Origin of the sequence: Flavobacterium album (assembly GCF_003096035.1) — a bacterium.
GTDB lineage: Bacteria > Bacteroidota > Bacteroidia > Flavobacteriales > Flavobacteriaceae > Flavobacterium > Flavobacterium album.
The window spans coordinates 3,127,273-3,150,340 of the sequence record NZ_CP029186.1 but is presented as its reverse complement, the minus strand read 5'-3'; the positions used below and the strand labels follow the sequence as shown (position 1 = coordinate 3,150,340).

The window sequence follows — 23,068 nt, the reverse complement described above, 5'->3', positions numbered from 1 at the left end:
TTTTGTCCATATTTGTATTATAACCCTGCAATAATAAGATGAAAAAGTACATTTCCCGAAGCTTAAACCTTTTATGCCTGTTCAGTGTTGCAATGCTTTTTGCATCCTGTACAATAGGCCGTTTTGTTTATTACAATTTTGCCAATATCACCGACCACAAGATCTTCCCGTCACGCACTGCGAAGTCCGACTCGATAAAATTCCACTATGCGGTATCTAAAAAGCCAAAAGCTCCTAAAACGCTTACTGTCGGAAATAAAGAGACCACTTTTGATGATTACCTGAAAAACAGCAATACGGTTGCCTTTATCATCATTAAAAACGACAGCATCCAGTATGAAAAATATTTCAGCGGCTACAATGAGGAATCGGTGGTGGCATCCTTCTCCATGGCAAAATCAGTAACATCGATATTGATAGGATGCGCCCTGGACGATGGACTTATCAAATCAATAGAGGAGCCGATGGTAAATTATATTCCTGAACTAAACCACGACGGCCTTGAAAAGGTGACTATTAAAGACCTGTTGGATATGAAGAGCGGTATCAGGTTCAATGAGAGCTATGTGAACCCTTTTGGCGACGCGGCGACTTATTATTACGGACGAAACCTTCGCAGTGCCATAAAGCGCAGGAAGCTGGCCCATGCGCCCGGTGGTGAATTTGAATACAGCAGTGGCGATACCCAGCTGTTAGGCCTTGTTCTTGAGCGGGCGCTGAAAGGCAAAACCATAACGAATTATCTTGAAGAAAAGCTATGGAAGCCTTTGGGTATGGAATATGATGCCACCTGGAGCCTCGACAAAAAGAAGGATGGACTCGAAAAAACATTTTGCTGCATCAATGCAAGGGCAAGAGATTTTGCGAAGTTAGGCAGGCTGTACCTTAACAAAGGCAACTGGAATGGAAAGCAGATCGTTAGCAGCCAATGGGTTAAAGAGTCTACTACGCCGACACCCGGCAATCAGGAATACACCAATCAATGGTGGCTTAACGGCGATGGAAGTTATTCTGCTAAGGGTATCTTAGGACAATATATTTATGTAAATCCTGCGAAGAACCTCATCATTGTAAGGCTTGGTAAAAACCACGGAAATACTGATTGGGATGGCTTATTCGCTTCGCTGGCCGCTAAGTATTAATTACTTATTGCGTCCTGTGCGGCTGTCCTCAGCATCCCAGTCTTCAGTGCTGTCGTTGCGATCGCGCTCATCATCGCGGGTAATTTCCCCTGAACCGGAATAATGGGCATTGTTGTTCACATTATCATCGGCACTCGTGGTGCCTTCTGATGGTTTTTTATCATGATTCATGGCGCTTCATTTTAGAATAAATGAAGGTATGGATTATATTCCCGGTTTCTGTTAAATTGGTGGTAAAGATGTCGGGTGTCCGAAGTCCGATGTCTGAAGTCTTCACCTCAGGCATCCGACTTCGGACTTCCGACCTCTACCATTTAATAAATCAACTCCTCCACATTTTTCCTGATGGTTTCGGCGATCTTTTCCAGTGGGAGGTCATTCGGGTCGGTGCCGAAAGGATCTTCAATTTCTTCGGCGATAAGCTCAAGGCTCGCCAGTACATAGAAAATAAATACTACCACCGGGATTACATAATAGCCCAACTGGAACACATATCCGAAAGGCAGCGTCATGACATAAAAGAAAATGAATTTTTTAATGAATGCGCTGTATGAGTAGGGTATAGGCGTGTTCTTGATGCGCTCGCAGGCACCGCAGATATCGAGGAATGAACGCAATTCTTCTGTCAATAGGATAAGCTGGTCGCCGGTGATCTTACCTTCTTTATACATATCATTAACGCGGGCCATAATGGTCTTGGCGATCTGGTTGGGCTTATGATTATAATGGTCAGCGGCCAGTATCGCATCATCAAACAATTCGTGGCTGATGTCGGCATTCTTCAGGTGCATGTTGAGTACCGAAGCATAGGCAGGTATTAGTTTTTTCATAAGCTCCTTATCGGCAGGGTCTTTTAGCATCACTGCCATTTTTATAGCGAGGTTGCGGCTGTTGTTTACCAATGCACCCCACATCTTGCGGCCTTCCCACCAGCGGTCGTAGGCCGTATTAGTGCGGAAAACAAGCAGCAAGGAGATAACAAAACCCAGCATGGCATGCATGACGGTGATATTCTTTACATGGCTGGTTTCCGAAAGCTGCCAGTATTCGATCTCGAGCCATGCAATAATGCCTGAATAAACAGCAATGCCTGCCATTATAGGGATAAGCTTGCGGAACGTATCGCCCTTATGAAATTGGAATATGAACGAAAACCACTCTTTCGGATCGTAGGATATCATGTTGTATTTTATTAGTTAAACCAAAACTACTCTAAAATTATCCTGCAGCAAAGAGTTTTTATGGTTATCAAACCTGAAATAAAAGATCTTCAGGGATCTTAATACATTACTCATAATATAACGTAGTTTTGCCATCAATTAAATTTTAATATGGGATTAATTATATTACCATTTATCCTGGGGGCAATATTCATGTTTATCAATGCTGCTGTGAAGACTATCAAATCAATCCTTGCAGGAAATGTCAATCCGAAGGATTATGGCCTTGGTTTTTTGCTTTCGGCAATAATTTATATACCAATATTCCTTAGTTACAAGCTAAGCGATTCGGCATATGCTTTAGGCGCTTATTTTGTTTTTCCATTTTTTATGATCGGTATACCTTTTCTAATTGGGTTTTCCATGAGTTCAGGTAATAATGAAGCTGCCGGCCCGATAGCCAAAATTTGTTTGCTAAGCGTGGTTTTCAGGGCTTTATATTTTGATTTTCAATCAATACAGCCTTGGAATTGTGGAGTATCTGGGGCTTGACAAAACCTATTAGTTTCAAACAATTACTTCTGCCGAAAATTGATGTATTCGGCAACTTCATGTCTACTTTAACCTGTAAATAGTGGTGCCTGAACAATAGTTAATTAAATATTAAATAGAAAACCGCATTTCAAATCCATGCGTAACCACATAGTAAATCTTACTATAATGGAAAATTACTTTGTGGTTTTACAACTTCCCGAAAGCAGGGAATTTAAGTTTTCGGGCCGTACTAATAATCCCGAAATTTTTGGGGCAAAGTTGCGGCTGCCATTGCCGGGGGCAGGGCGAAAATTGTAAGCCGCAGAAACGATACCGGTATTTCCGAAGAGCTGCAGTCGTATGTTAAGAGAGAGGATAAGTTTAAAACATATGTTCTGCTAAATATGTACCTCAATAAGGGCGAGGCCAAATCGGCTATTTTCAAAAAGGCGGCCAATTGCCTTTACGGAAGCAACAAGGCTACCGTTATAGATGCTTCAGACAAGTTCGCGCTTATAACAGCCGGGGTTTAAAAGGTATACTTCGTTTCAAGCCATTCTTTTATGTTCCTGTGGGTGCGTTTGTCAAGGGGTACGCGTGTCCACAGGGCTTCTTCTATTTTCTCAAAAGTAGAAGGCAGGGAGTAATTCCTGTGCTTCATGTAACGTTTTATAAAATAGAGGACTTCGTAGCCTTCAGCCCTGTTCAGGGGATATTGTCCGGGAATCCCTCTATCGTTTTGTTATCATCCTCAGCAGTGTTCCAGCTGTACGTAGTGTACTTAAGGTCTGATTTTGAAAAATCGGCCATAGAATTATAATTATTTTGTAGCTACAAAGTATCAAAATTTAATTCAGATTTTTCCACGTGGTTTTACCTGTTTTACAAAATCAGGTAAAATCCGTAACGGTTTAAAAAGCATTGTTTTTAGTGTGGTGCCAAAAAGTTAATCTTTTCTAAAAATTACATTTCCTACAAAACCGGATAGTTCAACAAGGCGTAATTGGAGTTATAACATTTAATAATCCAATCATGAAAGTTTCAAAAATTTTATCAGTTGCTTTAGTTGCATTTACAATGATGGCCGGAACAGCATCATTCGCACAGAAAACAAAAATGGTAGGGGGTGCAGCTATGTACCCTACAAAAAACATTGTAGAGAATGCCATGAACTCTAAAGACCACACTACGCTTGTAGCTGCTGTAAAAGCTGCCGGTCTTGTAGAAACGTTGCAGGGTAAAGGCCCGTTCACAGTGTTTGCTCCCACCAATGCCGCTTTCGACAAGCTGCCTGAAGGGACTGTAGAAACCCTTTTAAAACCTGAAAACAAAAAAATGCTGCAGGGCGTACTTACTTACCATGTGGTGAGTGGTAACTGGAGCGCTGCCGATGTTATGGCTGCTATTAAAAAAGGCGGCGGTAAAGCTGAAGTAACTACAGTACAGGGTGGAAAACTATGGTTTATGATGGACGGAAAAGACGTTTGGATCATGGACGAAAAAGGCGGTAAAGCCAAAATTACTATCGCTGATGTAAACCAGTCAAACGGTGTGATACATGTTATCGATACCGTGTTGATGCATAAATAATGTATGGTTTGTTGGTTACTGAAGCCTTCATTTTTTAATGGAGGCTTTTTTATTTACCTGGTTGCTTTTCAGGAAAGTACTTATAATAGTCCGGTTTGGATTCACTTTCCCACATGAATTGTACACCGGTATCAATTTCCTCATAATTGAAATCCCTTTTGGTGATAAACATGTTGTCGGGCATTGTGGCGAGTAATACCGGCAGGCAAAGCGTGAGCGCTGTAACGAACCACAGCACGATCACGGTGAATTTATGCGGCTTTAAGACAAGCACAAATCTATTTACAAGATAAATGAGAATTAGCCAGAACAGAAAGTACACCAGCAGGTCAAATGCCATTTCGGTAAGGAAATACTGGGTCGATAAAGAAGTATGCCAGCCCGGACAGCGGTAGGGTAACGGGAAACCGTGCAACATTTCGTCAGGGCCGTCTTCTACCTGCACATACGACCATTTGGTAACGAAAATAAAGGAAAACAGTGTAAGCGGCAATACCAGTTTGAGTATAAGGTGTTTCATATTTCTAATTTAATAAAAAAAGCCACCCGAAGGCAGCTTTATGATCAATTCGAAGGGTTATTTTTTCTGTGAAATATAGCATCTAAAAACGCTATAATTACATCAAATAATGAATCCATAATTCAAATTTATTGAAAACTATTTTTTATTTTTACTTCAAACATCTTATCCCAGTTCTTTCCGGTTATAAAAATGGTCTTTGTTTTCGGGTTGTAGGCAATACCGTTCAGTACATCCCTGCTTGGGTTTTTTACCTGGTCGCTAAGGCTCGTCATATTCATTACGCCTTCAACAGCGCCCGTAGCTGGGTCTATAATTGCGATAGCGTTTTCCTGGTAAATGTTGCCGTATATCTTGCCGTCTATCCATTCCAGTTCGTTAACCGATTTTACCTTAGTGCCGCCGGTATAAACGTTGATATAGTCCACCTCTTTAAGCGTTACCGGGTCAAGCTTGTATATCTTTTCAGAACCGTCGCTCATGTACAGGTATTTATCATCGTGTGTAAGCCCCCATCCCTGTACGTCCTTAAAGTAGGCAAAGTCTTTCTCTTTTTGCAGGTTATCCGGGTTGTAAATAAATCCGGTGCCTTCTTTCCAGGTAAGCTGGTACACTTTGTTGTTGAAGATCGTAACGCCTTCGCCAAAATATTTGCCATCAAGGCTGATGCGCTTATACGCTTCTCCTGTTTTGTAGTTGTTTTTACGAAGTGTCGACTTCCCGTACTGGCCCGTACCTTCAAACAGGGTGTCGCGGTAAAACTCCAGTCCCTGTGTATAGGATTCGGTATCGTGCGGATAGGTATTCACAACCTCAAAGTTTACCAGTTGCGTCTTAACGCTTGATACCACCTCGATCCTGGCAGTAGCCTCACTACTGTCGCCATCCGTATAGACCATAGCCTTTATTTCCTGGTAGCCAAATTTTGATCCTTGCAGGTTAAATTCAAATTTAGCATTGCCTTTTACACTGCCGATGCGCTTGCCGTTAGCGGTATAAGCTACGGAGTCTATAGCATCGTTTTTAGGGTTTGCAATAACGAGCGATACGGTCTCATCTGCCTTATATTGCTCTTTCACATCGGTAAGATCTATCTCAAATGATTTTTTTTCATCATTGCACGAAATAATTAATACGCTTGAAAGTGCCAGTGTAGCCCCTGTCAATAATGTGAACTTTAATAAGTTATGTTTTTTCATGGTTATGTAAAATAATAGTGCCAATATACAATGAATTTTATAACGTGCAATTGGTTTGCAAAAATACAAAAAGATTGTATATTTGCACCGGCAAGTCCTACACGACCAGCTCCTGCAGACTCCTCCAGGGTGGGAACACAGCAAAGGTATGTGGTTGTAGCGGTGCGATGTAGATCGCTTGCCATTTTTTCTTTTTTTAAGACGATCTCCGCAAGGGGATTTTTTTGTTTTAGGGCAAACGAAATTATCTTTGAACCGAAATAGAGAGGCATTGAATGCGTCTTACATATAATTGATTGCAAATCATTCCGCAATTAAAAACTTAAACTATGAGCAAAGTTATATTCATTACCGGCGCATCCTCCGGAATCGGCAAAGCCATAGGCAAATTTCTCCATGAAAAGGGCTATACTGTCTACGGCACCAGCCGCAACCCTGAAAAAGTAACCGGTTCGGTATTTCCGTTGGTAGCACTCGATGTCCGCGATCCTGAAAGCATCAGGAAAGCTGTAGCCGAGGTAATATCCAAAGCAGGGACAATAGATGTTTTGATCAACAACGCTGGTGTGGGCATCACCGGGCCGTTAGAAGAAATTCCGGCACAGGAGATAAAAAACAATTTTGAGACCAACCTGTTTGGCCCCATCGAAGTGATGAAAGCCGTATTGCCGCAAATGCGTGCACAGAAAAGCGGACTTATTATAAACGTAACGTCCATTGCAGGGTATATGGGCTTGCCGTATCGCAGTGTGTATTCGGCATCCAAAGGCGCCCTGGAATTGATTACAGAGGCACTTCGCATGGAAGTAAAAGGTTTTGGGGTAACCATAACCAGTGTGGCACCCGGCGATTTCGCCACTAATATAGCCGCAGGCCGATACCACGCACCGGTTATCAAAGGTTCGGCTTACGAAATATCGTATGGAAATACCCTTAAAGAAATGAATACCCACGTTGATTCCGGGAGCAATCCGTTGCAAATGGCTGAGGCGGTATATGCTATTATGAAAACGCCGAATCCCGATGTGCATTATAAAGTAGGAGTTTTTATGCAGAAATTCTCCATAGTGCTTAAAAGGATACTCCCCGATAAAGTCTACGAAAAAATGCTGATGAACCATTATAAATTGTAGTTTTGCACAAAATTTTTCAATACAACTAAAACAAATACTATTCCGATGAAGTTTTTTATTGACACAGCCAACCTAGACCAGATAAAAGAAGCCCAGGAACTTGGGGTGCTTGACGGCGTTACAACCAACCCTTCGCTAATGGCTAAAGAAGGCATTACAGGAAAAAATAATATCCTTAAGCACTATGTTGACATTTGCAATATTGTGGATGGCGATGTGAGCGCTGAAGTGAATGCCCTTGACCTTGAAGGAATGATTAAAGAAGGCGAGGAGCTTGCCGACCTGCATGAGCAGATTGTTGTAAAACTGCCAATGACAAAAGAAGGCGTTAAGGCTGCAAAATATTTTTCGGATAAAGGCATCAAGACCAATGTAACGCTTGTGTTCTCGGCAGGACAGGCATTGCTTGCCGCCAAAGCAGGCGCTACTTATGTATCTCCTTTCATTGGCCGCCTTGATGACGTTTCTACTGATGGCCTTGCGCTAATCGAAGAGATCCGCCAGATATATGACAACTACGGCTATGAGACCGAGATCCTTGCAGCTTCGGTACGCCATACCATGCACATTGTAAATTGTGCTAAGATTGGTGCCGATGTAATGACAGGCCCGCTATCTGCAATCACAGGATTATTGAAACACCCACTTACTGATATCGGCCTTGCACAATTCATCGCTGATTTCGAAAAAGGGAATAAATAGATCAAATAAGCTTGTGTTCCATTTCGAATGGAGCTTGCGGAGAGAGAAATCTCATAATAAAACAATGGCTGTCAATCGACAGCCATTATCTTTTCCTCTTCCTTGATATTATGTATTTCTCCACGGCATCGGCAGTAGTAAGCCAGTTACGGCCTTCTTTATAAGCATCAATTTTTCCCTGCCTTGCTAACAGGCTGATATATTCCTGCCCATATGGGAAACCTGGCTCCTCGACAAGTTTCGATATTTCCTGATAATCATAGTTGCTACCGGGAAGTGAAGTAATATAAATATTCAGCGTTCTTTCCAGAGACTGAACCATCAGCAGCATTAGCTTTTGATACTTGCCGTTATTTGCCTGGTTAAGGGCTTCATAGTATTTCTTCCGGTCATTCTTTAAAATAATGGCAGGTGGAAAACCCTTCCGCATCAGTAATAAATTCATGGCAAGGCGCACCGTACGGCCATTACCATCAAAAAAGGGATGTATCCATACAAGCTTATGATGAAAAACAGTGGCCAGCTCGATGTCATTCAACCCCAGTGGATTATTATTAATAAAATCAACAAGCTCATCCAGCATCCCGGAAACCTTCTGGGCATTAGGTGGGACAAAATTGGCACCCGATATCCTTACGCCCGCATTCCTGATACGCCCGGCATACTCATCTTCGATATTCCTTAATACAAGGCCATGCAGCGTTAAGATATCGATACCCCTCAAAGTATAGTTATCATCTACAAGATTGTACAGGTAATCAATGGCTTTCTCGTGGTTCTTTGCTTCAAAATGCTCCTGTAATGATTTGCCTTTTATGGTAATCCCTTCCTGAAGCACCATTTGTGTTTCACGGAGTGTAAGGGTGTTCCCTTCAATACTATTAGAGTTGTAAGTCCATTCCAGGCTGAGGCTTTCCCGTATTTTGCTTAGGGCAGCATAGGGTAGCGGCCTGCTGTTTACCAATTCTTTATGTTTTTCATAAAGCCTGTCAAACTGCGGCTGCAATTCTTCGCGGTATGTCACATCTATTTCCCACATGCCACAAAGGTACTAATTATTCTTTAATATCGGATAGATGTAAAAATACACCTATCCGATATTAAGATTATTCAATTATCATTTCCTTTAATTTAGTCCGGTAAGCCTCAAGGACTTTGCTCTTGTAGATAAAGCCATAATACCGTTCGTTTTTCAGCACCGGAAGGTATTCAGCATGTGTTGCATCAAACTTGTCCATGATCATTTCCATGGAATCTTCCAGCGACACTACTTCTTTGGGAACGGCCATAATTTCTTCCAGAGTTGAATATTTTATCTGGAATGCGTTAAAAACAATGTGCCTGCATTTATTAAGGTCGATAATTCCCTGCAGCCTGTTTTTTTCGTTCACCACAGCAAAAACAGATTGCGTGGTAGTAGAGAGAAGTCCTATCAGGTCTTCCGGTTTTTGTGTAGGCATCAGGTGCGGCATGTCAGTATCTACAACAGCGAGTATGTCTATACCCGAAAGTATATTTTTGTCTTTATCGGTCGTGAAAACCTGCCCCGTAGCCGCAAGGTGCTTCACGTCCATAGAATGTTTTTCAAATTGTTTCGACACCGCAAAGCTAATGGATGATACAATCATCAGCGGAACCATAAGGTTGTAGCCGCCTGTAATTTCGCCAATAAGGAAGATTGCTGTGAGCGGCGCATGAAAAAGCCCGCTCAATATACCTGCCATTCCCACAATAGTGAAATTTCCTATTGGCACATTATCCATACCGATAAGGCTGAGGAACTTGCCCACAAAAAAGCCAAGATAGGAACCCACAAAAAGCGATGGTGCAAAATTACCGCCATTACCGCCGCTGGCCAGAGTAAGCCCGGTAGCGTAGGCTTTTAGCATCATGGTAATGCCTATAAATAAAAGCATTACCCAGCCATTATCTTTCAGGCTTTCAAGAAGGGTATTTTCTAAAAGCTCACTGCCATTGGCATTGGATAGCGTTTTGATGCTTTCATAACCTTCGCCGAACAGCGTTGGGAAAAGGAAGATAAGCAACGCCAGCGGTATGGCACCATAAAGCGCCTTCCGGTAGCCGGTTATTTTCAACCGTGCAAAATGGCCTTCGACTTTCTGGAAGGTCCGCGCGTGGTATAGCGACACGAACCCTGCAAGGATACCAAGGAGTATGTAATACGGAATATTATGGTAATCAAAAACCTGCTGCTGTTTAAAGGAAAGCAATACTTCCTCATTCAGTACTACTGTTGAAATGAGTGCACCGGTCGCAGCAGAAATAATGATTGGGATAAATGCAGTAATGGTTACATCGGTCAGGACAACTTCTATGGCAAACAAAACTCCCGCAATAGGCGCGTTAAATGCTGCACCGATACCTGCCGCCACGCCGCATGCGAGCAAAAGTATCCGCTCCTTTTGGGAGAGCTTGTATTTTTGGGCAAAGTTCGACCCGAATGCCGCACCGGTTATGGTTATAGGTGACTCAAGCCCCGCCGACCCTCCAAGGCCCACAGTGAGTGAGCTTGTTATGATCTGGGCATACATCTGCGTACGGGGCATGATGCCGCCCTTTTTGGCAACAGCATATAAGATCCGCGAACTGCCTTTTTCCATCTTGTTATGGAGCACTTTCCGGATTACAAGAACGGTAAGCAGGATACCTACGATAGGCAGGATACTGTTGATATAAGGAAGTTTCAGGTAACGGTTAACGTAGGTGGCTAAAAGGAATACATTGTGGGCAAATGCCTTAAGCAGGATCACGGCAAAAGCTGTGGAAATTGCAACCAGTACACACGAAAGATACATAAAATGCCTTTCGGAAAGAAGTCCTTTCATTAGGAAAAGCAGGGCTTCAAGACGGCCCAGCTGATGCCTGATGAAGAGCCTGGTTTTAGAAACAGAACGATTGGGCATTAAATAGTAAGATTAGATTTTTTGGATATCTGCTAAGATACTCCATTTATCAAAAACCCTAAAGGAATTATAGATTTTTTAATGCTTCACGTGTGCTCAATGGCTTCAAACCGGCAGTGGCAACAAAATTTTTGACATCTCCGGGGTTTGTTTTTGCATACTCACGCAATGCCCAACCTATAGCTTTTTGTATGAAAAATTCCTTTGAATGCCTGTGTTTTTCGCATTCGCCGAAAAGTATCCCGGCATCGGTATCCTTTTTATAGCCCAATTGGAAAAGAATGGCAGCGCGGTTGAGCCACATGTTCTCCGAAGCGGAAAAGCGTGCAACAACTTCTGCGGTCTCTTCAGGATATTGCCTGAGGTATTCACCCAAAAGGTATTTGGAAATGGTATCTACGCTGTCCCACCAAGAATGCGTAACGAGCAGCTTTTCAATTAAATTGATATCCTCTTTTACGAACTTATTTTTCAGTTTCTTTATCAGGATCTCGATAGCGCTGTAATGGTATTCCCTTTGCTTTTTATTATAAAGCTCCAAAGCGATGCCGCGCGCATTTTCCTTCAGTTCTGCCTTATGTTTTTCAGCTGCGGCTTTATGCAGGGAGCGCCTGAGATCGGTTTTCAGCCCATAAAAAACAAAAAGATTTTTCATGTATTTTTCCATCGGCACGGCTTTTTCGGGCGAGGCGTTTTCTTTATATGCTAAAGAGAGATTGTCTATAAAGTCCATTTTTGGTGTTCAGGTTTAAGCATCATAACTCCGCCAGTTTGTCCTTTACATGCTGCTGTATATCAATGAAAAACTCCCTGAATTCGGCTTCATACACATCATAAAATTCAAGAAGTTCTTTAATGGATTTTCCCATAACCGATTTGTTCCCGGTACGGTGGTCCATCTGGGTAAGAATACGCCCGATCCCTTCCGTTGTGGCATAGCTCCCGAGCCAGTCATACTGTATCATATGCGGCATCATGCCTTTTGCACGTTCGGTAAGGATGTCGTAATTGTCTTTGAGCGACTTGTAAAAAGCGGCTGTAAATTTATGCAGTGGTTCCGTGCTGTATTCCTTCCAGTTCTTTGCCAGGAAGTGGTCATAAAAAATATCCATGATCACCCCGGCATAATGATGGTAGGCCGCATGCAGGCGTTTGGTACCCTGCCGGAATATGGGGTGCGCATCGGTATAGGTATCAATGGCACGGTGCACTATGATGCCTTTTCGAACATCCGGCGGAAAATCGTCGGGCTTCCCGTGGATGCCGTCTGCAATGAAGTTGCCTATCTTAATAAGGTCGTTATCGCCCGAAAGGTATATATGCGCAAGGAAATTCATATCCCGAATTTAGGCATTAGTTTTCAGGCTGCAAAATCTCCCCTGATAAATCTTGAGGCAAATGTTAAAACGCTTATATTTGCGTCACCAAAAAATCGACCAAAATGACCTTAATTAAATCTATTTCAGGCATCCGCGGCACCATCGGCGGAAAGACAGGCGATAACCTTACCCCTGTAGATGCTGTAAAATTCGCTTCGGCATACGGAACGTGGCTTAAAGGCCATGCCGGCAAAGAAAAGCTAACTGTTGTAATAGGCCGTGACGCACGCATTTCCGGGCCTATGATTCATAATCTTGTAGTGAATACACTTGTAGGGCTGGGTATCGATGTAATCGACCTTGGCCTTTCGACAACGCCAACCGTTGAGGTTGCCGTACCTCTTGAAAAATCCGATGGCGGTATCATCCTTACCGCGAGTCATAACCCGAAGCAATGGAACGCCCTGAAGCTGCTTAATGAAAAAGGAGAGTTCCTTAGCGGTGCCGATGGCGCTAAAATATTAGAGATCGCTGATAGTGAGGCATTCGATTTCTCAGATGTGGACAGCCTGGGCGAGATTATCGTGAATGATGCCTATATGGATATCCACATTGATGAGGTGCTAAACCTGCCGCTTGTTGATGCCGAACTGGTTAAAAAAGCCGGTTTCAAGGTTGTGGTAGACGGAGTTAACTCTTCAGGAGGTATTATAATTCCAAAATTATTGGAGCAGATGGGAGTAGAGGTAGTAAAGCTATACTGCGAGCCAAACGGGCATTTCCCGCATAACCCGGAGCCTTTGAAAGAACACCTTGGCGACATCTGCGAACTTGTAGTTAAAGAGAAAGCACACTTTGGTGTTGTTGTCGACCCTGATGTGGACCGTCTTGCGTTCATTTCAGATGACGGCGAGATGTTCGGAGAAGAATATACCCTTGTAGCTGTGGCTGATTATGTATTAAGCAAAACGCCCGGCAATACCGTAAGCAATATGTCATCGTCCCGGGCACTTCGCGATATAACCCAAAAACATGGCGGTATCTATGAAGCCAGCGCTGTAGGCGAAGTGAATGTTGTGGAGCTGATGAAAAAGAATAACGCCATCATTGGCGGCGAAGGCAATGGCGGCATCATTTACCCTGAACTGCATTACGGGCGTGACTCACTCGTGGGTGTAGCTTTGTTCCTTACGTACCTGGCAGAAAATAATATAACCTCGGTGGCGGCACTAAGGGCTTCGTACCCGCAGTATTACATGAGCAAGAATAAGATAGAGCTTACCCCTCAGATTGATGTGGATGCGATACTGGAAGGTATGGCAGCGAAATACAGTAGCGAACAGATATCGACCATTGACGGCGTGAAGATAGACATTGCCGATGAATGGGTGCATTTAAGAAAATCAAATACCGAACCGATCATCAGGATTTATACCGAGGCACAAACGCAGGATAAAGCAGATGCACTGGCCGTAAGGATCATTGACGAGATAAAGGCAGTAGCGGGTATATAAACCTGTAACAGTATATTGTAATCCCTCTGTTATAAATGGAGGGATTTTTTATTGCTGCCTCATCCAATTGGCTATTTTATATAGTTAGGAGATACACATCGCTGCCAATAGTCTACAATCGAATGTATGGTATCCTTTAATTCACTGTAACTGGCAGGTTTTACAAAAAATCCCTGGATCGATTTTGAATAGGCATCTATAACGTCACGCTGCTCAGCCAGTGTAGAAAAGAAGAGATAGGGGATGGACTTTAAGCGAAGGTCTTCATTTTCATGCACTTTTTTGCGCAGTTCCATGCCGCTTAGTTTTGGCATGTTGATGTCGGAAAATATGATAAAAGGCTCAATTTCAGTTTCGGTAAGATAGTGTAATGCCGATTCTCCATCGCCGAAAAAGTGGATTTCATTTTTTAAATTCAGTTCTTTAAAAACATGCGATATAATTTCCTGGTCATCTACGTCGTCTTCGATAAATATTATAGGGCCTGACTTATTCATAATATGAAAATTAAAGATAACGATACAATTTACTAAGAAAAGTCATGAAAAGGTTTCATATTTAAAAATGATTAACAGTAGGGTTAATTTTTGCGGAGCATTAACACGACAAACCCTAAACTTACTCCTCCTTAAACCACTTGTAATATAGCCTTCCCACATACTCATGAAAAGCCGTTTCGGTGTACATTAGGTTATTGGGTGAAGGCTTCCATGGGTACAGGCTGCTGTCCGGCTCCTTTTGTATCTGGTAGTTGGCCGGGGCGGCAATGGGCTTCATCCCCAGCTTACGAAAGGCTTCCATAGCGCGCGGCATGTGTGAGGCACTGGTGACCAAAATAAATTCTTGTGCCGTGCCAAAGCGTTTCTTAAAGTATTTTGCTTCTTCCCAGGTAGTGGCAGGCTTTACCATCATCATGGTGTCTTTTGCAGCTACACCCAATGAAAGTGCCGAGCGCGCCATGACCACGGCATTTGGCATTTGGCCGGACTCAGAATATCCTGATAAAACAATTTTGCTGCCCGGCTGCAGGTTGTAAAGCCTAACCGCTTCGGCCAGTCGCGATAGGGCAGGGACGGAAAGGCGGTGCACATAGGCTAATGACGCATCGTTTGTGTGGCCTCCTCCAAGGACCAAAATCGGCCTTTGAGTACTCTTACTATCAGGGTTGTATGTATGGTATTGCTGCTCAAGGTTCCGCAGCATCCATATAGGCAAAGGCGTAACTGAAAAAAGGAATAACAGGATAAACGCGGTTGCTGCAAGTACACGAGATAATTTTTTACGTTTGAGCTTATAGCATATAAAAGATATGGCCAGCAACAGCCAGAATAAGGCTACAGGATTCATATAGTGTGGTTTTAAGGCTAATGTAATAAGTTTTAACAAAAAATCCTGCCTTTTACGAGGCAGGATAAAAAAATTAAAAAGAAAAACAACTATTCCACGAGTAATTTCTTCGTTATGCCCTCGGCGGTCTTTATAAGGTAAATGCCGGAGGTCAGTTTGGAGGTATCGATAGTAAGCGCCTGCTTTTGCGAAAGGATAAGCTTGCCGCTGTAATCATATACTTCAATATCGGCAGCGCGGTTGAAGTATGCGATACCACTAACTGATGGGTTAGGGAATACCGTGAACGCTTTCGGGCCATTATTGAATTCGCCTGTACCAAGATTTTCGGTGTTTACCCCGAATATGGTAAGCGTACCGCTGATTTCATTGGCTACGATGATATATGGCTTGCTGTCAGGGCTGTCAGTGCCTTTTATGAATATGATGCCTTCCGGGCCGTTATCACCCTCATAGGCTGATGTACTTCTGCTGTTCTTGTAGTCTGTGAACTGAACGTTATTCGGGTCTGTAACGTCATACACCATTACACCGCCGATACGCTCGAGGCCGATAAAGGCGAAAGTCCTGTCCATTATAGTAGCTATTGTTATGCCTTCCGGCTCAGGGCCTTTGGCGCGGCTCCTTGACTTTGGTGTGTTGCTTTCACTGTCAGCGTTAAATATCGCAGGGATAGCAGCTGATGTATACATCTCAAAATCGTCGCCGCTGTCATAAGCGATCTCTTTAGTATCAGCATTGAAAATAGAGAACGAGCGCGTACCTACACTATATATCTGCTCATATTCTGCATCTGCATCAGTATTTCCGTCAAGGTTGGTTACCCTCATCCTCCCGGCATTGTGGCTCTTTTTAAGCATGGCTGCCTGTGGGTAGGACGCTGCATCAAGAACGTAGCCGGCCGCACCGATGGTCGTCCTTTCTTCAAATCCGTCATATTCTTTTTCATCACCTTCATTAGCGGTTATGATGTAGTTGGTACCGCCAACATTATACGTGGCAACCCCATCAGGTATATAATATGATTTTATAGGCCAGTTAGCTATCAGCACTTCATTGTTATTGTCTGATATATCAAAACCGTTTCCGGGGATGCTCATATCTTTAGTGCCAAGTGCCCAAACATCTGCAATAGTATTGTTGGCAAGGTTGATCTCGGCTATAGCATTATTCTCCTGAAGTGTAACCCATGCTTTTTGGGAATCGGCGCTTGTGCTGATGTACTCCGGTTCAAAGTCTTCCGACATTGTGCTCGTTAGCTTCAGTTTCCTTACACCCGAAGCGATAAGGGCAGCTTCCTGTGTGTTATAATCAGTAAATAAAAGTGTAGTCACATTATCCTGCGTAAGGGCATCGATGCCGCCAGATATGTCGATGATGCTTACAGAGCCTTCAGGGTCTATGCTGTAATCGCTGTTCGGCTGGCCTTCATTGGCGGTAAGCACTTTGGCAGCATCCGGCGTAAAAGAAATGTTGTCCGGCAATGCACCCACTTCTACCTGTTTAAGGAAAGTACCCGATGTATTGAAAAATACTACATGCCCGTTAAGGTGTTCCGGGTTATTTGGCGAAGCCACGGCAACAATGCCGTTTTTCACCGCAACGCTCGTTACGCCGCCATAAGGTGTCATATCTATTGAGCTTACTGTAACCGGCGCTTCAGGGTTGGCAAAGCTTACGATGTCAAGCCTGCCTTCAACAGCGCTTGTTGTAAACAACTTCTGGCTCGCAGGGTCATGCACCACAATTTCGCAGGTACTGTCGCTAATACCTGACGGGTCAAAACTCGTAACATACTCCAGCTGGATATCCTGGTTAGGCACAGGAGCAAGGCGGTCGTTATCCTTAATGTAAATGGTTGCCAGTGTTTCACCTGTTACCGTCATGCCTACAGGATTTTCAAGGCTTAGCACAAAGTATTCTGCCTGCTGCTCTTCATCCGTATCATTAATAATCGGAATGCTGATGGTTTGCGTGAGCGCGCTTGTTGCTGTAAAAGTAAGGGTTTGTGTTGTGAATGTAAAGTCGTTGCTGTCAGCAGTGCTGAACGGTGCGCCTTTCACAACAAGATCTACAGATCCTGTCGTAGGGCTCGTAAGATTTATTACGAAATCCAATGTTCCTGCATCTTCATTTACTACAATGAAATCATCGGCAAAAGCAACTGTAGAATTCACGGGTTCGCTGCTTGTGCCGCTCATAACGGTGATGTTGTCAAAGCGGTTGTTGCCGCTTGACCCTGATGCCGTAGCGCCGCCAAAACTTATTTTTACGATAAAATTCGGGTTGTTGTCTGCTCCTGCAATGTTAGAAAAATCAAGTGTAACAAGGCTGTAGGTATCTACCATCGGGTTGAACGTTGTTACAGCCAGTCCGTTTGTAATGAATGTAGTGCCGCCATCAGTACTATAAGAATAGTATTGTTCTGTTGCTCCCTGTGTAGTTCTGGTAGTAGCAAACTTTACTACAATGTCTTCGTACCCTGTTGTGGGAAAAGCGATAAGCAGGTCGCGGGTGTTGCTGGGGTTGCGCGGGCGAAGGCCTTTGCCGGCAACGTCTGTACCCTGTGCGTTAAGGATATCTCCGGCTACATCATCCATGTAGCCTGCACCCGTACCCGGATAGGTGATTGCGGCAGATCCGGGGACTAAGGAATTGTCTGCGGCAACACTGGCTACCGTACCTGATTGCAGATTGTTGAAATTCCAGTAATGGAGCAGGGTCTGTGCTCCCGACAAATGTGTTATCATGCAAATAGCAAATAACAGCAGCCCTTTTTTTGTGTAGTTGTGTAACATGGTTTGTAGTTTTTAGTAGCTGCAAAAATGGGTTTTGCATTTTATGCGGGTATTATCTCAAAACCAAGGAACTGTTATCATGAATAGGGTTTATGTTTTTTAATTGTAAATCTGTTAATGAAACCTTAATATTTCCTATGTTTGCTTTTTATGAACCTGAAAAGTGGAGGCCAGCACCCACTGAAAAAAACGGGGCGCTATCCGAAAAGCCTTATGAGTAGGAAACAAATAACCAACCGATTAAAATGAACAGTAACTTTTTTGATTCTAACAGCTATTTTATTGATGAGAAAGTAAATTTCTTCCAGTTCGAGAACAGTTATACCCTATATAATGACAAAGGGGAAAACATAGGCGCTATAAAGCAAAAGATAAGTGCCGGGCAAAAAGTGCTAAGGCTGTTTTTGAACAAAGCCATGATGCCTTTCCACCTTGAGATACGCAATGCCAATAACGGCTTGGAAGCCACTATTTCGAGGGGCTGGACATTCTTTATGTCGAAGATCGTAATCCAGGATGCCAATGGCCAGCCTGTAGGCAAGATAAAGCAGAAGTTCAAATTGTTCAAGCCTACCTTCACGATAACCGACATGGCAGAGAATGTTGTAGGTGTGATATCGGGCGACTGGAAAGCCTGGAACTTTGTAATTAAAGATGCCCGCCAGATGCAGATCGGGGCTATCTCTAAAAAATGGGCAGGAGCAGTGAAAGAGATATTCACTTCAGCCGATAAATACAATGTAATGATCAACCCTGATTATTCTGATAAAAAGAATAAAATGATCATCCTTGCCGGGGCTATCACTATTGATATGGTGCTGAAGGAGAGCAAGTAATTTATACGGTTAATTCTGATACGAAAAGCAAAAAGCGGCAATCCATCCGGGTCGCCGCTTTTTATTTTATAATAATGGACCTATTGCATCCCGTTCACAATCTCAAGGAAATCATTTGCCTTAAGCGATGCACCGCCTATCAGCCCGCCATCAACATCCGGTTTGGAGAATATCTCGCGCGCATTGTCAGGCTTCACGCTGCCACCGTATAGTATAGAGGTTTCTTCTGCAATCTTGTTGCCGATGTTGTTGCGAAGCAGCGTGCGGATGAAAGCATGCATTTCCTGCGCTTGTTCCGGTGAAGCCGTTTCGCCGGTACCTATAGCCCAAACAGGCTCATAAGCAAGTACTATACTGCTCCAGTCGCTTTCGCTAATATGGAACAAACCTTCTTTCAGTTGCGATTCTACCACGGCAAAATGATTGCCCGACTGCCTGTCGGCAAGCTCTTCGCCAAAGCAGAAGATGACCGTAAGGTTGTGCGCCAAAGCCGTATTTACCTTTTGAGCCAAAAGCGCGTTAGTTTCGCCAAAATAAGCCCTTCTTTCAGAGTGTCCCAATATAACGGTGTTTACCTTAATGCTTTTCAGCATACCTACTGAAACTTCGCCGGTATAGGCTCCGCTTTCGGCCTGGTGCATGTTTTGTGCTGCAACAATTATGCTCGTGCCATGTGTTTGTTCCACTGCCGCCTGCAGGTTTACAAAGCTCGGGGCTATTACGATCTTAGCAATTGTATTTTCCGGTTTTTTAGCCAGCAATTCATCTATAAGCGCCTCGGTCTGCGCACTGTCGTTATTCATCTTCCAGTTTCCTGCAACGATCTTTTTTCTCATTATTTAAGGTTTTTTAAAGTAGCAATCAGTTTTTCGTCATCGGCTTCAATGGCTTTAAACAGGGCAATTTTCCCGTTTTTATCTACAACCATGTAGCGCGGAATCCAGTCCAGTTTTATGGCCGGTGCAAAGTCACCCTGCTTCATATTAGTGCCCACGTGGTAGTGCTGTCCTTTTTGCAGCCCATGTTTTTCTATGCCTTTTTTCCACGCATCGTCTGCACGGTCATATGACAGAAATAAGTAAACCGCATCAGGGAACTGTTTTTGAAGTTCATGTACTTTCGGCATGCCTTTAACGCAATCGGGGCACCAGGAGGCCCAAACATCGATCACGACGGTTTTCCCTTTATATTGTGCAAGGATATCTTTAAAGGCGATTTCCTTTCCGTCCAGCGATGTCATTTTTGCATTGAGCGCTTCTTTGGAAAAAGAAGTTTCCTGCGCTTCGGTACAGCCTATCAATCCGAAAAGGATAAGTGGCAGCAAGAGTAATTTTTTCATTTTTTTGAATTAAGAGTCTCAAATTTACGATTTGCAGGCGAACAAACAGCGATTAAAAATCTAAATATTTGTTATATCGTTTTCGTTACCCCAATCGTATCTTCGGATCCAGCCAGGCATAAATAAGGTCCACAAGGATGTTGATGATAACGAATGTTGCCGCAATAACGAGCACCGATCCCATAATGACAGGCAGGTCGAGTGTGTTGAGCGCTTCTACAACCTCTTTGCCAAGGCCGTTCCACCCGAAAATGTATTCTACAAAAACAGCTCCGGCAAGCATCGATGCAAACCAGCCCGATATGGCCGTAACTACAGGATTGAGCGCATTTTTAAGGGCATGCTTCCGGATGATGCGTACTTCGCTCAGGCCTTTAGCCCGTGCAGTACGGATGTAGTCCTGTCCCATAACCTCGAGGAGCGAATTACGCATCAACTGTATTACCACCCCAAGCGGACGTATTCCCAACACAATAGCAGGCAATATGATGTTTTTCCATTTAATATACGACCCTTCGCCAAAGTCATCTACCTCATAAAGGCTCCCGGTCATGTCGAGCCCGGTATATTTATGCAGCAGGAACCCAAACAGCCACGCAAATAGTATAGCCGCAAAAAATGAAGGGAGGCTCATGCCCAAAGTACTTACCAGGGCAATGGTCCGGTCGATCCACGTATCTTTATACAATGCCGAAATGATGCCGAAAAATATCCCGACCACAATAGCAATGATAATCGCAAAAAAAGCCAGCACTACGGTGTTCGGCAGGGTATCGCCTATTACCTGCGTTACTTTTTTGCCACTTTTCTGGAAGCTTTCGCGGAGGTAAGGCGCTTTTAAAACCGTAGTTGTGCCGCCAATGGTAAAAAGCTTAACGGCGCTGTATTTTCCTTCCGATAAAAAAGTGTAATCGCCTTCAGTCGTACTGTGGAAGGAAATGGGGGAGAGGTCATTGAGGTAATAAAAATACTGTGTGGCAATAGGCTGGTCGAACCCGTATTTTTTCTTGATGATAGCCAGCTGCTCCGAGTTCTCGTTCTGGTCGAGCATCATCCGAGCAGGGTCGCCCGGCAATACCGTAAACAAAAAGAATATGACAGTTACCACACCAAAAAGCGTGAGAAGCGCATATCCTGTTTTGTATAGAAAGTATCTTATCACTTTTATTGTTTCAAGTCCGATGTCGGAAGTCCGATGCTTATGCAGCAGATTAGATGAAGCTATCAATTACAGAGTGTGATTGTAAACATCCGACTTCGGACATCCGACATCCAACAATCTAAATAATTACTTCAGTTGAACATAATCAATATCATTCCAGTGCGCTTTTTCGGTTATCGTGCCCTTCTCCATAACCACGATGCTCGGGTTAGCGCGCTCTATGGTTTTAAGTGTTGTAGCGTCGCAAAAGTAATAATCGAATGTAATGCCGAACTGTTTTTTCTTTTGCTCAATTACCGGCGCGTCCGATGCTGTCATGCCTATTACCTTGTAACCTTTGGCCTGCGCTTTTTTAGAGAATGCTTCCAGTTGGGAAAGGCCTTTATCACTGGCTTTTGAAAGGTCGTATGAAATAAGCAATATCAGTTTTGGTTCTTCAAGCATAGCATCGGTAAAGTTCTCGCCGTCTTTTTCAATGGTAAAGTCGTGTATTGGCGGCACATAGCCTTCTACGATAACTTTATCTTTACGGTCAACGAATACCCCGTCAGCCGGTATTTTGTCAAGCTCCTTATCAGTAAATTCTTTTTCTACCCCGTTCACTTTATAGATAAATACCATCTCCGTAACCGATTTAGGCGCACCTTCAGGAACGCTCATGCCTTCCTTAATGTTGGTACCCACTTTATACGCCCTGAAGTCTATTGCAGGCAGGTGGTTTAGCACATAATAGCCGAAAAGGCAGCACAAAAGCAGGCTGGCATATACCATCACATTTACAGCTACTTTCCCAAACAGGCGCTTGATATGCTTCCTGTTGAAGAATAATATCAGGATAAGCACCAGCAGCACCACATCCTTGCTGAACGACTGCCACGGCGTAAGCTTAAGCGCATCGCCAAAACACCCGCAATCAGTTACTTTATTAAAATAGGCCGAATAGAAGGTAAGGAACGTAAAGAAGATGATCATGAGCAAGAGGCTCCATATCGTGAATTTTTTCTTGTAGCCAACGAGGAGCATTACGCCCAGTACCGTTTCAAAAATAACGATGACCACAGCCAATGCCAATGCATAAGGCACTAAAAACTCAAGGTTCAGTACGTTAGCGCTGAAGTATTCTTCCAGTTTAAATGAGAAGCCTATAGGGTCGTTAAGCTTAATAAGCCCTGATATGATGAATAATACCCCGACAAGTATCCTGCAAATATTTGTTATGATTACCTTCATTTATGTGTGTTTGTAAGATGTTATATTTTTTTTTCCAGTATCAGTGCGAATACGGCATAGTTTATCATGTCCTGGTAATTGGCGTCTATACCTTCTGATACCAGGGTTTTCCCTTTGTTGTCCTCGATCTGCTTTACGCGCAGTATCTTTTGCAGGATAAGGTCCGTCAGGGAACTCACCCGCATATCGCGCCAGGCCTCGCCATAATCGTGGTTCTTGGCCTCCATGAGTGTTTTGGTGAGCAGAACTTTTTCGTCATAAAGCTTTGTAGCTTCCTCCACATCGAGGTCGGGCTGCAGGGCAATGCCTTTATCAAGCTGTATCAATGCCATAATGGAATAGTTGATAATGCCTATGAATTCCCCGGTTTCATCTTCATCCACTTTGCGTACCTCATTTTCCTGAAGGCTCCGTATGCGCTGTGCCTTGATGAAGATCTGGTCGGTAAGCGATGGCAGCCTGAGGATGCGCCAGGCACTTCCGTAATCTTTCATTTTATTGATGTATAGCTGCCTGCAAACTGCAATTATGCTGTCATATTCCCTGGAGGTAGAACTCATTTAAGTAGTATCTTTGTGTTTTAATTTTTCCAAATGTAATAAAAAAGACCCCCAAAGGC

General features: G+C 43.5%; 25 protein-coding genes and 1 other RNA gene. 9 read left to right on the top strand and 17 right to left on the bottom strand.

The features are described 5' to 3' along the window. Nucleotides 1-38 precede the first annotated feature (38 nt). On the top strand, nucleotides 39-1,142 hold the full coding sequence (locus HYN59_RS14350; RefSeq protein WP_108778940.1) for a serine hydrolase domain-containing protein: 1,104 nt from the start codon (nucleotides 39-41) through the stop codon (nucleotides 1,140-1,142). On the opposite strand, the gene HYN59_RS18110 is transcribed toward HYN59_RS14350, so the two are convergent. Further along, nucleotides 1,143-1,313, bottom strand: coding sequence for a hypothetical protein (locus HYN59_RS18110; protein WP_181369443.1), 171 nt, complete (start codon nucleotides 1,311-1,313; stop codon nucleotides 1,143-1,145). It abuts the gene before it with no gap. 143 nt (nucleotides 1,314-1,456) lie between these two features. After that, complete coding sequence (locus tag HYN59_RS14345; RefSeq protein WP_108778939.1) at nucleotides 1,457-2,323, bottom strand: bestrophin family protein; 867 nt, start codon at nucleotides 2,321-2,323, stop codon at nucleotides 1,457-1,459. Nucleotides 2,324-2,473: 150 nt separating this feature from the next. Here HYN59_RS14345 and HYN59_RS14340 point away from each other — a divergent pair, with 150 nt between their 5' ends. After that, nucleotides 2,474-2,854: a hypothetical protein gene (locus HYN59_RS14340; protein WP_108778938.1), complete on the top strand. Its 381-nt coding sequence runs from the start codon at nucleotides 2,474-2,476 to the stop codon at nucleotides 2,852-2,854. Nucleotides 2,855-3,240: 386 nt separating this feature from the next. After that, complete coding sequence (locus HYN59_RS18370) at nucleotides 3,241-3,369, top strand: hypothetical protein (protein WP_281261168.1); 129 nt, start codon at nucleotides 3,241-3,243, stop codon at nucleotides 3,367-3,369. Here HYN59_RS18370 and HYN59_RS18365 read toward each other — a convergent pair. Further along, nucleotides 3,366-3,497, bottom strand: coding sequence for a hypothetical protein (locus tag HYN59_RS18365; RefSeq protein WP_281261167.1), 132 nt, complete (start codon nucleotides 3,495-3,497; stop codon nucleotides 3,366-3,368). The genes HYN59_RS18370 and HYN59_RS18365 overlap by 4 nt on opposite strands. A 371-nt stretch (nucleotides 3,498-3,868) precedes the next feature. On the opposite strand from HYN59_RS18365, the gene HYN59_RS14335 reads away from it, so the two are divergent. After that, a complete protein-coding gene (locus HYN59_RS14335; RefSeq protein WP_108778937.1) occupies nucleotides 3,869-4,426 on the top strand; it encodes a fasciclin domain-containing protein in 558 nt (185 codons plus the stop codon). A gap of 49 nt (nucleotides 4,427-4,475) precedes the next feature. Here HYN59_RS14335 and HYN59_RS14330 read toward each other — a convergent pair whose 3' ends face one another. Continuing rightward, nucleotides 4,476-4,946, bottom strand: coding sequence for a hypothetical protein (locus HYN59_RS14330; protein WP_108778936.1), 471 nt, complete (start codon nucleotides 4,944-4,946; stop codon nucleotides 4,476-4,478). A gap of 128 nt (nucleotides 4,947-5,074) precedes the next feature. After that, the gene (locus HYN59_RS14325; protein ID WP_108778935.1) at nucleotides 5,075-6,145 is read right to left on the bottom strand and encodes a glutaminyl-peptide cyclotransferase; all 1,071 of its coding nucleotides are present in this window, start codon (nucleotides 6,143-6,145) and stop codon (nucleotides 5,075-5,077) included. Between the two features lie 88 nt (nucleotides 6,146-6,233). On the opposite strand from HYN59_RS14325, the gene ffs reads away from it, so the two are divergent. The 3 genes from ffs (at nucleotide 6,234) to fsa (ending at nucleotide 7,980) form a co-directional block, all read left to right on the top strand. Then, nucleotides 6,234-6,331, top strand: an RNA gene (gene ffs / locus HYN59_RS14320) — signal recognition particle sRNA small type. A gap of 143 nt (nucleotides 6,332-6,474) precedes the next feature. Beyond that, nucleotides 6,475-7,278 (top strand): SDR family oxidoreductase, encoded by an 804-nt coding sequence (locus tag HYN59_RS14315; protein ID WP_108778934.1) that lies wholly within the window; start codon nucleotides 6,475-6,477, stop codon nucleotides 7,276-7,278. 45 nt (nucleotides 7,279-7,323) lie between these two features. Continuing rightward, entirely contained in the window at nucleotides 7,324-7,980 is a 657-nt protein-coding gene (fsa, locus tag HYN59_RS14310; RefSeq protein WP_108778933.1) for a fructose-6-phosphate aldolase, read from the top strand. 85 nt (nucleotides 7,981-8,065) lie between these two features. Here fsa and HYN59_RS14305 read toward each other — a convergent pair whose 3' ends face one another. The 4 genes from HYN59_RS14305 to HYN59_RS14290 form a co-directional block, all read right to left on the bottom strand. Further along, nucleotides 8,066-9,019, bottom strand: coding sequence for a Fic family protein (locus HYN59_RS14305; protein WP_108778932.1), 954 nt, complete (start codon nucleotides 9,017-9,019; stop codon nucleotides 8,066-8,068). A gap of 67 nt (nucleotides 9,020-9,086) precedes the next feature. Next, complete coding sequence (locus HYN59_RS14300) at nucleotides 9,087-10,904, bottom strand: chloride channel protein (protein WP_108778931.1); 1,818 nt, start codon at nucleotides 10,902-10,904, stop codon at nucleotides 9,087-9,089. 67 nt (nucleotides 10,905-10,971) lie between these two features. Beyond that, on the bottom strand, nucleotides 10,972-11,637 hold the full coding sequence (locus tag HYN59_RS14295; RefSeq protein WP_108778930.1) for a DNA alkylation repair protein: 666 nt from the start codon (nucleotides 11,635-11,637) through the stop codon (nucleotides 10,972-10,974). Nucleotides 11,638-11,659: 22 nt separating this feature from the next. Continuing rightward, on the bottom strand, nucleotides 11,660-12,241 hold the full coding sequence (locus tag HYN59_RS14290; RefSeq protein WP_108778929.1) for an acyl carrier protein phosphodiesterase: 582 nt from the start codon (nucleotides 12,239-12,241) through the stop codon (nucleotides 11,660-11,662). A 104-nt stretch (nucleotides 12,242-12,345) separates the two neighbouring features. Here HYN59_RS14290 and glmM point away from each other — a divergent pair, with 104 nt between their 5' ends. Then, nucleotides 12,346-13,737 carry a phosphoglucosamine mutase gene (gene glmM, locus HYN59_RS14285; protein WP_108778928.1) on the top strand — a complete coding sequence of 464 codons (1,392 nt, stop codon included), beginning with the start codon at nucleotides 12,346-12,348 and terminating at the stop codon, nucleotides 13,735-13,737. A 71-nt stretch (nucleotides 13,738-13,808) separates the two neighbouring features. Here the strand turns inward: glmM and HYN59_RS14280 are convergent, their stop codons facing one another. The 3 genes from HYN59_RS14280 to HYN59_RS14270 all read right to left on the bottom strand — a co-directional run bounded on the left by HYN59_RS14280 (nucleotide 13,809) and on the right by HYN59_RS14270 (nucleotide 17,882). Then, the gene (locus tag HYN59_RS14280) at nucleotides 13,809-14,234 is read right to left on the bottom strand and encodes a response regulator (protein ID WP_108778927.1); all 426 of its coding nucleotides are present in this window, start codon (nucleotides 14,232-14,234) and stop codon (nucleotides 13,809-13,811) included. 121 nt (nucleotides 14,235-14,355) lie between these two features. Further along, nucleotides 14,356-15,084, bottom strand: coding sequence for an ElyC/SanA/YdcF family protein (locus HYN59_RS14275; protein WP_108778926.1), 729 nt, complete (start codon nucleotides 15,082-15,084; stop codon nucleotides 14,356-14,358). Between the two features lie 89 nt (nucleotides 15,085-15,173). Continuing rightward, nucleotides 15,174-17,882 carry a choice-of-anchor I family protein gene (locus tag HYN59_RS14270; protein WP_108778925.1) on the bottom strand — a complete coding sequence of 903 codons (2,709 nt, stop codon included), beginning with the start codon at nucleotides 17,880-17,882 and terminating at the stop codon, nucleotides 15,174-15,176. Nucleotides 17,883-18,127: 245 nt separating this feature from the next. Here HYN59_RS14270 and HYN59_RS14265 point away from each other — a divergent pair, with 245 nt between their 5' ends. Continuing rightward, complete coding sequence (locus tag HYN59_RS14265; RefSeq protein ID WP_108778924.1) at nucleotides 18,128-18,718, top strand: LURP-one-related/scramblase family protein; 591 nt, start codon at nucleotides 18,128-18,130, stop codon at nucleotides 18,716-18,718. An 80-nt stretch (nucleotides 18,719-18,798) separates the two neighbouring features. On the opposite strand, the gene tpiA is transcribed toward HYN59_RS14265, so the two are convergent. The 5 genes from tpiA to HYN59_RS14240 form a co-directional block, all read right to left on the bottom strand. Continuing rightward, the gene (tpiA, locus tag HYN59_RS14260; RefSeq protein ID WP_108778923.1) at nucleotides 18,799-19,554 is read right to left on the bottom strand and encodes a triose-phosphate isomerase; all 756 of its coding nucleotides are present in this window, start codon (nucleotides 19,552-19,554) and stop codon (nucleotides 18,799-18,801) included. Continuing rightward, entirely contained in the window at nucleotides 19,554-20,057 is a 504-nt protein-coding gene (locus HYN59_RS14255; RefSeq protein WP_108778922.1) for a TlpA family protein disulfide reductase, read from the bottom strand. Before HYN59_RS14255 ends, tpiA begins: the two co-directional genes overlap by 1 nt. Before the next feature lie 85 nt (nucleotides 20,058-20,142). Beyond that, nucleotides 20,143-21,219, bottom strand: coding sequence for an ABC transporter permease (locus HYN59_RS14250; protein ID WP_108779752.1), 1,077 nt, complete (start codon nucleotides 21,217-21,219; stop codon nucleotides 20,143-20,145). Nucleotides 21,220-21,345: 126 nt separating this feature from the next. Further along, nucleotides 21,346-22,449, bottom strand: coding sequence for a BT_3928 family protein (locus HYN59_RS14245; RefSeq protein WP_108778921.1), 1,104 nt, complete (start codon nucleotides 22,447-22,449; stop codon nucleotides 21,346-21,348). Between the two features lie 20 nt (nucleotides 22,450-22,469). Then, complete coding sequence (locus HYN59_RS14240) at nucleotides 22,470-23,009, bottom strand: DUF1599 domain-containing protein (protein WP_108778920.1); 540 nt, start codon at nucleotides 23,007-23,009, stop codon at nucleotides 22,470-22,472. Nucleotides 23,010-23,068: the final 59 nt, after the last annotated feature.

Excerpts from the sequence above, each read along its gene's own strand:
- HYN59_RS18110 (WP_181369443.1), bottom strand. The coding sequence starts at position 1,313 with ATGAATCATGATAAAAAACCATCAGAAGGCACCACGAGTGCCGATGAT.
- HYN59_RS14350 (WP_108778940.1), top strand. The coding sequence starts at position 39 with ATGAAAAAGTACATTTCCCGAAGCTTAAACCTTTTATGCCTGTTCAGT.
- HYN59_RS18370 (WP_281261168.1), top strand. The coding sequence starts at position 3,241 with ATGTACCTCAATAAGGGCGAGGCCAAATCGGCTATTTTCAAAAAGGCG.
- HYN59_RS14325 (WP_108778935.1), bottom strand. The coding sequence starts at position 6,145 with ATGAAAAAACATAACTTATTAAAGTTCACATTATTGACAGGGGCTACA.
- HYN59_RS14315 (WP_108778934.1), top strand. The coding sequence starts at position 6,475 with ATGAGCAAAGTTATATTCATTACCGGCGCATCCTCCGGAATCGGCAAA.
- HYN59_RS14295 (WP_108778930.1), bottom strand. The coding sequence starts at position 11,637 with ATGGACTTTATAGACAATCTCTCTTTAGCATATAAAGAAAACGCCTCG.
- glmM (WP_108778928.1), top strand. The coding sequence starts at position 12,346 with ATGACCTTAATTAAATCTATTTCAGGCATCCGCGGCACCATCGGCGGA.
- HYN59_RS14240 (WP_108778920.1), bottom strand. The coding sequence starts at position 23,009 with ATGAGTTCTACCTCCAGGGAATATGACAGCATAATTGCAGTTTGCAGG.
- HYN59_RS14270 (WP_108778925.1), bottom strand. The coding sequence starts at position 17,882 with ATGTTACACAACTACACAAAAAAAGGGCTGCTGTTATTTGCTATTTGC.
- HYN59_RS18365 (WP_281261167.1), bottom strand. The coding sequence starts at position 3,497 with ATGAAGCACAGGAATTACTCCCTGCCTTCTACTTTTGAGAAAATAGAA.
- HYN59_RS14255 (WP_108778922.1), bottom strand. The coding sequence starts at position 20,057 with ATGAAAAAATTACTCTTGCTGCCACTTATCCTTTTCGGATTGATAGGC.
- HYN59_RS14265 (WP_108778924.1), top strand. The coding sequence starts at position 18,128 with ATGAACAGTAACTTTTTTGATTCTAACAGCTATTTTATTGATGAGAAA.
- HYN59_RS14280 (WP_108778927.1), bottom strand. The coding sequence starts at position 14,234 with ATGAATAAGTCAGGCCCTATAATATTTATCGAAGACGACGTAGATGAC.
- HYN59_RS14330 (WP_108778936.1), bottom strand. The coding sequence starts at position 4,946 with ATGAAACACCTTATACTCAAACTGGTATTGCCGCTTACACTGTTTTCC.
- HYN59_RS14305 (WP_108778932.1), bottom strand. The coding sequence starts at position 9,019 with ATGTGGGAAATAGATGTGACATACCGCGAAGAATTGCAGCCGCAGTTT.
- tpiA (WP_108778923.1), bottom strand. The coding sequence starts at position 19,554 with ATGAGAAAAAAGATCGTTGCAGGAAACTGGAAGATGAATAACGACAGT.
- fsa (WP_108778933.1), top strand. The coding sequence starts at position 7,324 with ATGAAGTTTTTTATTGACACAGCCAACCTAGACCAGATAAAAGAAGCC.
- HYN59_RS14335 (WP_108778937.1), top strand. The coding sequence starts at position 3,869 with ATGAAAGTTTCAAAAATTTTATCAGTTGCTTTAGTTGCATTTACAATG.
- HYN59_RS14345 (WP_108778939.1), bottom strand. The coding sequence starts at position 2,323 with ATGATATCCTACGATCCGAAAGAGTGGTTTTCGTTCATATTCCAATTT.
- HYN59_RS14340 (WP_108778938.1), top strand. The coding sequence starts at position 2,474 with ATGGGATTAATTATATTACCATTTATCCTGGGGGCAATATTCATGTTT.
- HYN59_RS14300 (WP_108778931.1), bottom strand. The coding sequence starts at position 10,904 with ATGCCCAATCGTTCTGTTTCTAAAACCAGGCTCTTCATCAGGCATCAG.
- HYN59_RS14275 (WP_108778926.1), bottom strand. The coding sequence starts at position 15,084 with ATGAATCCTGTAGCCTTATTCTGGCTGTTGCTGGCCATATCTTTTATA.
- HYN59_RS14290 (WP_108778929.1), bottom strand. The coding sequence starts at position 12,241 with ATGAATTTCCTTGCGCATATATACCTTTCGGGCGATAACGACCTTATT.
- HYN59_RS14245 (WP_108778921.1), bottom strand. The coding sequence starts at position 22,449 with ATGAAGGTAATCATAACAAATATTTGCAGGATACTTGTCGGGGTATTA.